The sequence below is a fragment of the Segatella copri genome (assembly GCF_002224675.1).
GTDB lineage: Bacteria > Bacteroidota > Bacteroidia > Bacteroidales > Bacteroidaceae > Prevotella > Prevotella copri_U.
Map to the genome: position 1 here is coordinate 88030 of NZ_NMPZ01000012.1, position 14525 is coordinate 102554.

The 14525-nt window shown below is 43.0% G+C and carries 7 protein-coding genes; 1 reads left to right on the top strand and 6 read right to left on the bottom strand.

Annotation, left to right across the window (positions count from 1 at the left end; all coding sequences use genetic code 11):
* Positions 1–47 precede the first annotated feature (47 nt).
* The 5 genes from CFT61_RS09065 to CFT61_RS09085 form a co-directional block, all read right to left on the bottom strand.
* Positions 48–800 carry a hypothetical protein gene (locus CFT61_RS09065; protein ID WP_142990600.1) on the bottom strand — a complete coding sequence of 251 codons (753 nt, stop codon included), beginning with the start codon at positions 798–800 and terminating at the stop codon, positions 48–50.
* A 22-nt stretch (positions 801–822) separates the two neighbouring features.
* Positions 823–2433, bottom strand: a complete 1611-nt coding sequence (locus tag CFT61_RS09070; protein ID WP_089544118.1) for a RagB/SusD family nutrient uptake outer membrane protein — start codon at positions 2431–2433, stop codon at positions 823–825.
* Between the two features lie 21 nt (positions 2434–2454).
* On the bottom strand, positions 2455–5625 hold the full coding sequence (locus CFT61_RS09075) for a SusC/RagA family TonB-linked outer membrane protein (RefSeq protein ID WP_089544119.1): 3171 nt from the start codon (positions 5623–5625) through the stop codon (positions 2455–2457).
* A 510-nt stretch (positions 5626–6135) separates the two neighbouring features.
* Complete coding sequence (locus CFT61_RS09080; RefSeq protein ID WP_367379336.1) at positions 6136–7677, bottom strand: SusD/RagB family nutrient-binding outer membrane lipoprotein; 1542 nt, start codon at positions 7675–7677, stop codon at positions 6136–6138.
* A 56-nt stretch (positions 7678–7733) separates the two neighbouring features.
* Positions 7734–10904: a SusC/RagA family TonB-linked outer membrane protein gene (locus CFT61_RS09085; RefSeq protein WP_089544120.1), complete on the bottom strand. Its 3171-nt coding sequence runs from the start codon at positions 10902–10904 to the stop codon at positions 7734–7736.
* A 518-nt stretch (positions 10905–11422) separates the two neighbouring features.
* On the opposite strand from CFT61_RS09085, the gene CFT61_RS09090 reads away from it, so the two are divergent.
* Positions 11423–12679: an ATP-binding protein gene (locus tag CFT61_RS09090; protein WP_089544121.1), complete on the top strand. Its 1257-nt coding sequence runs from the start codon at positions 11423–11425 to the stop codon at positions 12677–12679.
* A gap of 55 nt (positions 12680–12734) precedes the next feature.
* On the opposite strand, the gene CFT61_RS09095 is transcribed toward CFT61_RS09090, so the two are convergent.
* Positions 12735–14054 carry an ATP-binding protein gene (locus CFT61_RS09095; protein WP_089544122.1) on the bottom strand — a complete coding sequence of 440 codons (1320 nt, stop codon included), beginning with the start codon at positions 14052–14054 and terminating at the stop codon, positions 12735–12737.
* Positions 14055–14525: the final 471 nt, after the last annotated feature.

Consider the following 14525-nt stretch of genomic DNA (forward strand, 5'->3'; position numbering starts at 1 on the left):
AAAAGAGAGATCGACCGTTTGATTCGGTCGGTCTCTCTTTATATTTATTATTTTGATGGTTCAAAATCTTCTGGGAAATAGAAATCTTCTGCAAAGTCACCAAATGAACCTACATTAGGAACAAAGTGGGTTAAAGTCATCTTAGCAACCTTATTCTTTGCATCATAGACACCACTACCTTGAACACCAATTACACCATAATCCGGATGAGTCCATGCTGCCTGACCTGCAACGGTAATTTTCTTAGTATTCCAATCAATGACGAAAGTAATGTTACGTCCCTGATCATAGAGATCTGGCAACATATACTTGCCATTACCAAGCTCATATACGATCTGCTCCCATGAATCCCCAGCAAATGCAGAACTGAATGTACCAACATACTTCTTTGGAGTCTTTACATTAATTGTAATAGTGTTAGCGCCATAGTGATAAGCCTGACCTTCAGCCACGCTGATATTTACATTCTCATCAGAACCGCTTTCCAAATTAGAAGTAACAGTAACAGTCTTTGTCTTCTCATTAGCACCGAAGCTTACCTGAGAAGGAACATTGAACTTGCTGTTATCAGATGTCAGAGTCACAGAACCAGCTTCTACAGTATCACGGCGCTGCACTGTAATCTCGAACTCCTGAGCCTGACCAGGTGTAAACATAAAACTTGTTGTGTTAGCAATCAAGAATGCTCCCTTATCTTCTGGTGCAGCAGGATCATAATCATAACTATCTGTACATGATGTCAATCCGATTACCATGATAGCACACAGTAAAGAAAGACTATATTTCAATAACTTTTTCATGTCTTTTTTCTATTTATAAGTTTTACTTACCTGTCCAAGGAGTATATTTATCAGATGGGTCAGGGTTATTGTATTCCTTAACCTGTACATTACCCTCTTCCTCGTTGGCAGAAATTACCCAGTTCATCCAAGCAGGACGACCATTAGAGTTGAATCTCTGCTGATCGAGATGGTTAGTTCCTTCATAACCACGTGTACTGCTATAGTTCAAACGCTTGAGGTCGAAGAAAGACTGACCTTCACCCCACAACTCAATACGCTTGTGGAATACGATTTCCTCTACGACAGCATCCTTGTCAGAAACCTTGCAAGTATAACTTGCATCACGATAAGTCTTCACGAATGATTCAAGAAGCTGCTTACCACGAGCAGGATCCTGATGAGCTGCAGCTTCAGCCTCAATCAGATACATTTCCTCTACACGCATCATTGGGAATGCAGTAGCACTAGCTACAGAATAAGGAGCAGCAACACCTCCGTTTGGACGGAACTTCAAGCCAGAATAGTCTGCCAAGCTCTTACCAAGAGCGTCGTCAACATACATATTCTGACCATCGAGAGCAGAACCAGCAGGAGCCTTCCACTCCAACTTACGCCAGTCTGTGTTACTCAGACGCTCATACAATCTGCGGTCGAGCATGTTGTTACAGCCACCGCCACCAGCATAACCATAGCTAGTCTCATTAGATACCATAGAAGCCCAGTTTGCCAAGTTGCTCCACAAAGACTCCTTAGTATCCTGTGCACCCCACATCCACTTAGAAAGATCGTTGAAACCAGTTGTGGTGTTCAAGCTCTCCTCCTGAGTCATTGGCTTGCCCTTATATTCGTTGATAGCCATGCGAGCATACTTCTCTGCGTTAGCATAGTCCTCAACCCACATATACAAACGAGCATAGAGACCATATACACAATCCAGGTGAGGCAGTGTCTTAGTTGTCTTATTCAACATAGGAATATATTCAGCAGCCTTGTCAAGGTCGCTCTTAATAAATTCCTTCATTTCCTCACGTGTAGCACGCTTGTTGTCACGAGCCTCAGCCTCTGTTGTTTTTTCTGTTACAATAGGGACTGTGAGACCAGCAACATCATTACCATAAGGACTCTTTGGATCAGTACCATCAGTTGGAAGATACTCATACTCACGTGCCATATCCAGATAAAGCAATGCACGATATGCGTATGCGGCACCAAGATAACCCTTCTGGATATCTGTTGCATTCTCTGGATTAACTGCAGAAATCACATTGTTTGTTGTATTAACAAACTTTGTCTGATAGTTGTACAGATACTGTGCAAAGATATAATCACGTCCAGCATACTTATTCTCTGCAAAATAGCTGAACTGGTAATAACCAGCATCGTCTGTTGCACAGAGATCACTAGACTGGATGTCACGAATGTGCATAAGAGCACCATAACCAAAAGCCCAATCATAACGATCTTTGAAATAGCTAGCTGTTGAATATGCAGGAATAGCCATCAAAAGTGCTTCTGTTGCAGAAGATGACTGCTGTACCTGTGATGTTGTTGCTGATCTTGTAGGCTCTGTCTCTTCGATACAACTAGTCAATGACATCGTTGATGCAACAAGAGTCAAAGCAGAAAGGCCATATATTAAACTCTTTTTCATATAATTCTTTCTTTATAAAAATTAGAATGTTACTGTAATACCACCAGATATTGTACGAATTGGTGAATAGTATGCGTTTGATGTTGCACCGGTGATGCTCTGACGTGGGTCAAGACCCTGACGCTTTGACCAAAGCCACAGATTAGAGCCTGTAGCGTAAACACGAACCTTGTTGATACCAACCTTAGAGCACAACGCACGTGGGAGTGTATAGCCCAAAGTTACATCCTGCAAGCTCAAGTACGAACCAGATACGAGGAATCGGTCGGATGTATATGCTGCATATGAATCACCATACTGAATGCGTGGAATATCAGATGAAGTGTTAGATGGAGTCCAAGCATCAAGCAAGTCTGCATGGAAAGAATAACCTCTAGAAATACTCATCAATGAAGAATAAGAAGAATCATAGATCTTACCACCCAACTGATAAGTGAAGTCCATAGAGAAATCAAATCCCTTATATGACACACTTGTACCGAAACCACCGTATGCATCTGGCAAGGCTGTACCGCAAAGGTGCATAGTTGCCTCGCTGGCATTAGTAGTTGTAGTCTCACCCTTGTCAGTATCCTTATAGTAAAGAGCCTCACCAGTCTCCTTATCTACACCAGCATATTTTGCCATATACCATGTATAGATAGGCTGACCTTCACCATAGAAGTAACCACCACCAGCATAACCTCTTACGCCATCAACGGTAATAGCCTTTTTCTCTTCTGGCATAGAAGTAATCTTGTTCTTATATGCTGTAAAGTTGAAATTTGCACTCCATGTAAAGTCCTTGGTACGGATAATATCACCATTCAACTCCAACTCGACACCAGAGTTACGCATATCACCTACATTGTCATAGTAACCAGAGTATCCATAAGATACAGGCAATGAGAAGAATGCCAACATATCGGTTGTCTTACGATAGAAGTATTCTACACTACCAGTCAAACGACCCTTCCAGAGAGAGAACTCAGCACCAACATTCAAGTTACCGCCCTTCTCCCAGCTAATCTTACGGTTACCCTTTGTTGAAGATGGCTTCAAAGAGATACTACCGTTTGAGTTACCGATAGAATAACGGTCGGTGTACAAGTAGTCACCAATGTTGTCATTACCCTGCTCACCATAAGAAGCCTTCAACTTCAACTCGTCAATCCATGAAGACTCAAACCACTTCTCCTTAGAAAGGATCCAGGCAGCTCCAAATGACCAGAAGTTACCCCAACGATTATCTGGATCGAAGCGAGAAGAAGCATCACGACGATAAGAGAAAGAACCGAAGTACTTCTGTGAATAGTTATACTGTGCACGACCAAAGAAACCTTCTGTATTATAATCGGTTGTATATGAGCCAATGCTACCATCAACAATAGCTGCATCCAACTCAGAATTATAGATAGAGAAGATATTACTCTTGCTACCTGACAATACATACTTACGTGTACGATAGTACTCATGACCTACCATTGCCTCAACATCATGCTCGCCAAACTGGTGGTGCCAGTTGAGCAACTGCTGGAAGTTGTAAGACCATCTGCGGGTATGATACTTTGATACATAACCATTTGACTTAGCAGGCTGGCCAAAGAAAGGCTGGCTCAAATTAGACTGACGAGCCTCATCTACCATTGTACTATTGGTAGAAGTAAACTTAAAGTCCTTCAAGAATCGAACCTCAGCAGAACCTACTGCATTGAATGCATTACCCTCTACGTTATTAGTTTCCAGCTGAATATCACTGATAGGGTTAGACTGCTGGTAAATAGGACGCATCAAACCGATTACAGTACCATCACCATAATCATAAGAGTTCATGTTGGTAGTCTGGTTGAACATGATATTACCCTTACCATCACGGATGTACAAAGGATAGATTGGAGCAACGCTGTTTACAGCAAACATATTGCCAGAATCGGCACTATCACCATCACTACCCAAATAGTTTGAATCACTATGAGTATAGTTCATATTACCAGAAACCTTCAACCAAGACTTAATCTGATAATCAGCCTTCATACGACCAGTGAAACGAGTATAATCTGATCCCATGGTGATACCTTCATTCTTCAAATAGTTGGCAGAACCATAGAATGAACCCTGTGTACTGTTAGCAGTAGCAGTAAGGGTATATTCCTGGCGCAAACCATTCTGATAGGTAGCATCTCTCCAATCATCAGGCATCAACATATACTCCTGACCCTTGTAATTGATAACATTACCCAATGTAGCATTAGGGTTAAGCTTACCATTTACACCAATAAGATTCTCACCTGTAGGAACAGAATAAACGTTATAGTTCAAGCCATAATCAGCAGAGTTGATCATATTCTTGTTTGCCCAACCATAAGCCTCGCTAGCACTGTAACCCAACTTATTCTGAGCATAATTGTTCAAAGCTGCGTACCAAGTCTCATAGTACTTAGCAGGGCTTTTAACTATATTATAATCAGGAAGAGCCTTAGAGTTAGAACCCCATTTAGCATCAAATGTAAATGAAGTAGAACCCTCACGACCACTCTTTGTAGTGATGATAACAACACCGTTGGCACCACGAGCACCATAAAGAGCAGCAGAAGCTGCATCCTTCAATACGGTCATAGAAGCAATATCGCTTGGGTTGATAGAGTTCATATCACCATCGTAAGGTGAACCATCAACAACGATCAAAGGAGCATTACCAGCATTGATAGAGCTAATACCACGAACACGGATATTAAAGCTTTCCTGACCAGGCTGACCTGTAGCAGTATTAATCTGCACACCAGAGACCTTACCTGTCAAGGCTGAAACGGCATTAGAGTTTGAAATTTTAGCAATTTCATCGCTTTTAATAACTGCAGCAGAACCTGTAAAAGAGCTCTTCTTGGCTGTACCGTAAGCAACAACCATCACCTCGTCCAGAGAATGATTGTCTGCATCCAAAACAATCATCATGTTCTTGCCAGCCTTTACAGACTTTCTCTGCATACCGATGTATGTAATCTCCAACTTGGCACCAGCAGGAGCATTCAAAGAGAAGTTACCATCAATATCGGTAACTGTACCTGTGTTAGTACCTACAACCTTGATAGAAGCACCGATAACAGGGCTTCCATCCTCAGAAGCAGTAACTTTACCAGAGATTTGACTTTGTGCAAAAGCCATGCTCGTACTGAGAGCAAGACCTGCAACTACTGTCATGAGTCTTTTTTCCATAAATCTCTCTCGTTTTAAATAAATGAATATATAATGTTTATAATTTCTTTCTCTCAACTTTTCTTATATGATTACTCACAAGGAGTTATCGTCATCTTTTTGCCCCCTCCTCTTGCCCCGAGGTGGAGGAGTTCGCTTTTTATACCTTATATTATATAAGGGTCTGTAAGTCTAAAACTTACTTAATTTTAAAGAATATTTTTAATCGGGTGCAAAATTAAGCATTATTTAGGAAACCGCCAAACTTTTTTCAGAAAAAGTTGCACTTCGCCCTGCATTTTGTTATAAAAATCCAGTTTTTATGCACTTTTTCTTATAAAATGTAAAGAAACGGGCGACAGTTCATTTTAAAACCGCCGCCCGTTTAAGAGTTTAGCTTTCTGCCTCCAACTCCTTGCCGGGAAAACAAGGTGTATTACCAAATAATAGAAACGAAAAAGGTGTACCCCCTACTGCCCGATAGCAATAAAAGGGTACACCTTATTTTATGTGATACTTGTAAGTTGCCGATTAGCGGTTACCACCAGCCCACCATACATTTTCGGTAAAGATATACTTACCTGCATCGTTGCCTGAACCGAAAGCTTCCTTCACGTTAGGGTTTGAAAGAACATCGCTTGAACCATAAGGCAAACGAAGTGGCAAACGGTTCTGACCTGCCTGAGTATTGTTAGGGTTGGTCATGGCTACAGGATAGCTACCATCAAGATACTTGCAGCGGCGCATATCGTTGAAGGTCTCCAACTGCTCGTCACGAGTCTGGGCGATATACTTCTGAACCAGAATCTCGTTCAAAGGATTTGCTGCAAACTTAGCAGCAGTCTCACCAGCAAGATAAGCAGCAACAGCATCGTCGCTGAACTCTGTAGCACCTACAGTTGCATAGTCGGCAAGAGAAGCCTTGACTGCAGTCTCGAAGTCAGCCTTGGCATCCTGACCCAAGCGAGCCTTTACCTCTGCGATGATGAAGTAAAGCTCTGACTTGCTCATCAAATGGCTAGGAATCTTAACCTCGTTCACACCATTCAAGAACCAGAGAGGGAAATTGGTAGCACTGGTTGCACCGGCAGCTTCCTTGTCACCAGGAGTCATCAAGCCCAACTCAGCAGGAGCACCATAGTAGTCTGCACCATTATAATTATAGATAGCCTCACGTGGGTCCTGACGAGCTACCATCAAGTCATCAACAGTCTTGGATGAAGCACTATACTCACGGCTATACCAGTAAGCAGACCATGCATCAATCTGGTTGTTGCCATCGAAGATATTCAGGTTAGCACCATCGAAGCCATCAGCTACAGCAGCATTAGCCTCTTCCAGAATCTGAGCATACTGTGCATTCTTGTCGGTAGCACGACCTGCCTCATGCAAGAGATAGCGAGCCTTCAAGGCATGAGCAAGTCCACGCCACTGAGTCAAGTTGCCATTGAACAAGACATCGTAGGCACCAGCATTCTTCATCTTGCCGGCAATAGCCTGATCCAGATTACCCTTGGCAGCATCCAGCAATTCCAGGATGTGCTTGTAAATATCTTCCTGAGAATCGAGCTTAGGAGCAGATACCTTGAAAGCCTCAGAGCAAGGAATGTTACCAAACAAATCGGTCATGATTCCCCAATCGTAAGCTGCCAGAATCTGACCCATAGCCTTGATATCAAGCTGTCCGGCACTATTGCCACCCTCTTCACACTTAGCAATCATCTGCTGAATGTTGTTGAGGTTAAGATAAGTACCGTTCCACTCATTATCGAAACTAGAAGCAGCAGCAATCTCATTGATGCTGCGGAGCTCTGCATTCTTAAGCTGGTTGTTACCTGTACCCAGGATTTGCTCTGTATAAGAAGCAACATACCAGGCGAAGTTACCCGTGTTGGTAGTGAAAACACTAGAAACGATGGCATCTGTGAGCTGGAACTTGGCAGAAACAACGCTTTCACCTGGGTGAGCCTCGTCTTTGTTGATTCTGTCCATGATATCCTCTGAGCAAGATACAGTCATCATAGAAACTGCAGAGATTGCCAAGATACCAAATATATTCTTAAAATTCATCATTGTTTTATCCTTTATTAATATTGATACTTTAAATGATTCCGAGGTGGGTCAGCCGATTAGAATGTAATCTTGAAACCACCACCGAAGCTTGAAGTATTTGGCACAGAGAAACGCTCGAAAGTACCACTCATGTTACCATTACCCTGAGATGACTCAGGATCCAAATCCTTCATCTTTGACCAGAGGAGCAAGTTGCGTGCGAATCCATATACAGAGATATCGATGCCAGCAAACTTAGGAAGCTGGTAGCTCAAGGTTACATCGCGGAGCTTCAGGAAGCTACGGTCGTAGATACCTGCCTCTGTCACGTCATTGTAAGCCATCCAGTAATCCTGCTTGCTTACCTCTACCTTGTTTGGTTCACCTGTTGCAATATCAATACCCTCAGCTACCATAGTACCCTCGTGGTATGGGATAGACTCCTTGGTTGCACCGAAGTAGTTCAATGTCAAGAGTGTACCGTTATACATCTTGCCACCCTTCTGCCAATCCATGGTTGCACTCAAAGACAAGCGCTTCCAGCGAGCCTTCAGGTTGAAGCCCATATTAAAATCAGGTGTACACTCACCCAGGTTCTGGCTACCGGCAGTACCGATAGGAAGACCATCCTGAAGTAAGAGGCGTCCCTGCTCATCGCGCTGGAATGCTACACCATAGATATTTGGATAGGTATAACCTGCCTGAGCACGTACCTGTGGCTCAACGAAACCACCCAGCATGATACTCTCTACGCCATCAGCCAAAGACTTAACCTTGTTGGTCAGCTTGGTGAAGTTTACACCAAGATCCAAATCCCAATCTCTGGTCTGGATGATGCTTGCGTTGATGGCAAACTCATGAGACCATGTGGTCATCTCACCGGCATTGGTACGGAGGTACTGATAACCTGTAGAACCGGCTGTAGGAACATCGAAAATCTGATCCTTGATATCCTGATAGCTGGCTGTATATTCCAAGCGAACACGATTGTCGAAGAAGTTCAAGTCTGCACCAAACTCCCAGTTCACGGTGTTCTGTGGCTTCAGGTTAGGGTCATACTTCACGTAGTAAGGCACATAAGAGCTTACGCCGTTGACAGGATAACTGATAGGAGTGAGACCATACATGCCGCTACCATAAACTGGAACAGAGTAATAGTTAGCATAGTAGTGACCTGCCTGACCTACCTGAGCGAATGAAGCACGGAGCTTACCATAAGAGAGGATGTGATTATCCTTCAATGCAGGAAGCTCTGTGAAAATCCAGCCGAGTGATACAGATGGATAGAAGAAGCTGCGGTTGTTGCGTGGCATGGTAGAAACGATATCGTTACGACCAGTCACAGTCAAATAAACCTGATTGGCATAGCTCAAAGACAGCTGACCGAAGAAACCTACGGTACGCTCCTGAGCCTGATATTCCTCTGTTACTGGCTTAACAGTGGTATTGGTCATAGTAGGCTGACCATAGAAAAGAAAATTGGTTCCATCATAATCCCAGTGACGCTGATAGTCGTGATTGAACTCAGAACCGAGCAATGCACCGAAATCCCATGCGCTGTCAGCACCCAACTTAGCTGTGAAGTTGGCTGTGAGAAGGTTATTGAAGATATTGTGCTGAACACCATAGTTTTCAATCTCGCCACCAGCATTCTGTGCTGATCCCTTTTCATATACATCGCTATTGTTAGTGGTGTAAACATCAAGACCAGCCTGCTCACGGATTACCAGGTTGTAACGTTCTGTATCCCAGCCGAAGTTAGGACGATACTCAAGATAAGCGTTACCGAATACACGGTTGGTATGCTGCTTGAATTCATTGTTATCCTTCCACCAATATGGGTTGTTGAATGAGGTAGAACGGAACAAAATCTGATTTGTAGGGTCGTTTGGCGCATGAGTAGGAGTGCCCTTCAGATTATACTCAGAAGGAGCAGAATAAACCACATTCATAATACCGCTGTTGGCACCAGGAGCAGATGTAATCTTGGTTGCGCTATAGTTAGCAGAGAAACCTGTCTTCCACTGCTTGTTGATTTCAAAGTCAACAGCACCACGGGCTGTAGTACGCATCATACCTGTAGAAGGGATGATACCTGTCTGGTATGTATCACCAATACCGAAAGAATAAGCCAAGTTGCCGTTCTTCTGTGAAATACCCAGGTTAGAGTTCTGGGTGAAACCTGTATCAAAGAAATCACCTACATTGTCATAAATCTGTGGAGTAGTCCAGCCGTCAAGACCTGCAGCAGCATACTTAGGGTTGTAGTACATACCCGCATGCTTGCCATACTGCTGTGTATAAGCATTGTCGGTATTACCTCCATAAGTAGCATCGTTGGCCAAATCTGCAATCTTAGGACCCCAAGTCATAGAAGATGATGGGTTATAAGCATTTATGCCATTACCCTGGGCATAAATATCCTGACGCTCAAACTTCTTGCTGACAGTCTGAGCACTCAAGTCGGTAGAGAATGTAATCTGAGGGCGACCACCATTTGCCTTACCACGCTTGGTGGTAATGATGATGACACCATTAGATGCACGGATACCATAAAGGGCAGAAGCAGCCTGACCCTTCAATACGTCGATGCTCTCGATATCGTCTGGGTTGATATCGATAGAACGGTTTGCCTTATCTGAACCTACTACACCATTATTAAGCGCATCCATATCAAAATCTGCAGAAGAAGCAATAGGCATACCATCTACAACATAAAGAGGAGTGTTATCGCCTGAGAATGAACGGGCACCACGGATGACAATCTGAGAAGAAGCACCAGGAGCACCAGAAGACTGGCGGATATCAACACCGGTCAACTTACCCTGCATAGCGCTAGCCAAAGAGCTAGTACCTGCTGTGTTCAGATCTTCAGCACCCAGTTTCTGAGAAGCGTAACCCAAGGCTTTCTTATCACGAGAAATACCCATAGCTGTTACAACCACCTCATCAAGAGTCTTGTTATCCGCATCCAATACAATCTTCATCTTCTGACCTGCCTTTACTGTCTGAGGCAACATACCGAGGTATGTTACTTCCAGCTTGGCACCAGCAGGAGCATTCAATGAGAAGTTACCATCTACATCGGTAACTGTACCGGTCTTAGTACCTACGATCTTGACAGAAGCGCCGATTACAGGGCTTCCATCCTCAGAAGAGGTAACCTTACCGGAGATTTGACTTTGCGCAAACGCCATGCTCGTACTAACGACGAGGGCTGCGGCTACTGTCATAAGTCTTTGTTCCATAATCTCTCTCTTTTAAATAAATATATTATGTTTGTTATTTCTTTCTCTCTACATTTCTTTTCGCCTTACTTCTCACGAAGTGTAACCTTGAATTAAGAAATTACTTAATTTTAAATAATATTTTAATTCGGGGTGCAAAATTAAGCATTATTTAGGAAACCACCAAACTTTTTTCCAAAAAAACATCATTCCTCCCAACATTTTGTTATAATTACCCTATTTCCCGTCACTTTTTTCTCATATTTAAAAGAAAAAGGCGACAGTTTTACAAAAACTGTCGCCCATTCCAGATTCTAGTTTTCCACCTCCAGTTCCTTACCGAGAACAAAGAGCATATAGAGAGGAATATCCAGTATCTTGGAATCCTCATTTTCCGAAGGAGTTTGAAGAAAGTTTCCTTTATAGGGGGAAGGTTTTTAAGAAAAGTCCCCCCTATAAAGGAAATATCTTATGATTTTTCTTCCTTTATAAAGGAAAATGTTGTATCTTTGCACCCAGATTAACATAAAACGGAAGATATGGACAAGAGAATAGCAAAACTGCTGATAGCGGAGAACCAAAGGATGATTCAGAATGTGGAGATGGTGAAAAGAAACATCAGCTTCGAATCTCATTCTAACTATGTGCTGGTAGGACTAAGAAGGGTCGGTAAGTCTTACTTGCTATATCAGCGTGCCCAAGAGATGATAGCTCAGGGACATCTGCCAGAGGAAATCCTTTACTTCAATTTTGAGGACGACCGATTGGAAAATCTCCAGCTTTCCGACCTGGATGCCATCAAGCAGGCTTACGAGGAGATGTATGGGCATCAGCCTATCTTCATGCTCGACGAGATACAAATCATTGATGGGTGGGAGAAATTTGCACGCAGACTTGCTGACCAGAAATATAGAGTATATATCACTGGTAGCAACGCCAAGATGCTGAGTAGCGAGATTTCTACTACGCTTGGTGGCAGATATATGGTGCAACCCGTTTTTCCTTTCTCCTTTCAGGAATACTTGACAGCCCAGCATATCTCCTTGCCTGCGCAGTGGGAGTATCTGCAAAATTCTGACCTCAAGAGGGCTTTTCTGGAGTATTTTCATATTGGCGGTTTGCCAGAATTGGTGATTGTTGATAATCAGTTTAAGCGAGAGTGGTTGGGCAATCTATACAACAAGATTTACTTTGGAGATTTAATTACCAGATACGGAATCCGTAACCCTCTGGCGATGAAGACTTTGATACGTAAACTTTCTGAGAGCGTAAAGCAGCCACAGTCTTATAATAGACTGGCTAATCTGGTTTCTACTGTGGCTGGAAAGGTAAAGCAAGAGACGATAGTGGACTATCTGAGATATATCAAGGACACTTGCCTGGTCTTCTCCATAGAAAACATTTGCGCAAAATTACAAGATAGAATGTCGAACCAGAAGTATTACTTTATAGATAATGGTTTTCTGAGTCTATTCCTCTTTGATCCAGAAACATCTCTCTTGGAGAATCTGGTAGCCATTCACCTGCATGAGAAGTATGGGGAAGACCTCTTCTATTATCATAATAATGTGGAGGTGGACTTTTGTCTCTTTGAGCATCAATGTGCTTTCCAAGTGTCGTATAGTATCAAGGATGCTGCTACTCGTGAGCGAGAATTGGGGGCTTTGAATGCTTATCAGAAGAGGTATCCAGGAAGTAGACTTTTTGTTATTACGATGGATGAAGAGGAGACGATAGAACTGGATGACTTGAAGATTGAAGTGATACCAGTATGGAAGTGGTTGCTTACCTCGTAGTTGTTGTTTGTTCCTCACTGGGGCACCAAGGTCCGTCAGTGAGGACACTTAGATTTTAGCTTTCAGTCTCCAGCTCCTTTCCGAGAACAAAGAGCATGTAGAGAGGAATATCCAGCATCTTGGAAACTTCGTTTCGCTCGTATGGCAGGAGACTGGTTCGGAGAGACCACTTGGGTGAATACTTCTCCCGATATAATTTCAGGCTCTTGGCATTCATGGTTACTCCAGCCTTTGCCTCCAGAGGATAAACATCCCAGCCATCAGAAAGGAGGAAGTCAACCTCGGATGTGGCTGAAGAAGACCAATAGTAATTGGTTTCCAGGGTATCAGAGAGACATTGAAGCTCCTGACAGACATACTGTTCCGTCAATGCCCCCTTAAATTCCTCAAAAATTCTGCTACCTTCAAGTATGACTTTCGGGGAGACTCTGCTCATGGCTCTCAAGAGTCCTACATCGAGTAGGAACACCTTAAAGGATTTCAGATCAGCATAAGCCGAAATAGGAATATCCGGCTTGCTTACATTATGGGTTCTGATGATTTCACCAGCATCACAAAGCCACATGATGGCATCTTCATATTCTCTTGCCCTAGCTCCCTCTCTCACCAATCCATAAACAAACTTCTTGTTTTCCTTGGCTAACTGAGAAGGAATACTGTTCCAGATATAGCGGATTTTCTCTACCATTGGTTTAGGAGCATGCTTGGAGAAGTCCTTCTGATAGGCTGATATCAGTTCCTGCTGGATGCGATTTACCTTATTATAATCCTTGCTATCCAACCACTCCATTACAACAGCTGGCATTCCACCTATTATCATATACTTTTTCAGGTAATCGGTGAGCCGCTCCGTAAAAGCCCCAAGGTTTCTATTTCCCTTGTCTATATAGTCAACCAGCATTTTCTCTCCATTAGCTATCAGAAATTCCTTGAAAGACAAGGGATAGAGATGCAGGAAGTCTGTTTTGCCTACAGGGAAGGATGTTCCTTCGTGCAGGGCTATACCCAGCAAAGAACCAGCACAGCAAATAACATACTCGGGTGCCTCCTCGCAGAAATATTTCAGAGAAGTGAGGACCCTAGGCATTTCCTGCACTTCATCGAAGATGATGAGAGTCTGCTCTGGCTCTATGACTTTGCCATTATAAATAGAGAGTTGTTCTATAATACGCTGCGGTGACAGGTCGCCGGCAAAGACTTCTCCGAGCACATCACTCTGCTCGAAGTTGATATAGCAAATGTCTTTAAAGTACTTTCTGCCGAATTCTTTCAGCAGCCAGGTTTTACCCACCTGTCTTGCACCCTCTAAAACCAAAGGCTTTCTGCCATGGCTTTCTTTCCATTTCAGCAACTGAGAAATAAGCAATCTTTCCATATTTTCGTATTTTTCTGCAAATATACTAATAAACAGCGAATTACGAAAGGAAAATCACATTTTTCGAAGGAGTTTTAAGGATATTTATCACATTTTTCGAAGGAGTTTTCGACAGATTCTCACATTTTCCTAAGGACTTTTTGCCCAAATCCTCACATTTTCCGAAGGAGTTTTGCTGCGTTTGATGAATAGAGAGCTACTTTCAAAAACACTCTTCACTCTTCACAAATACGACATAACCAACTGTATATAAGAGGTTTGCACGGGTGAAGAGTGACTATACACTCTTCACCACTCTTCACCTCTCTTCACCCTGTATTTTTTGAGGCTCCGAGATCATTACCTACTCCATGCTTCAGCCATCATTGAAGACCAGCGCTGGTCATCTATGATGACCGAGCTTCGTGATAAGTAGCGGCTCAGCAGTACTCCCTTGCATAAGTAAGCGGCTCCGCGTTTATACGGTGAAGA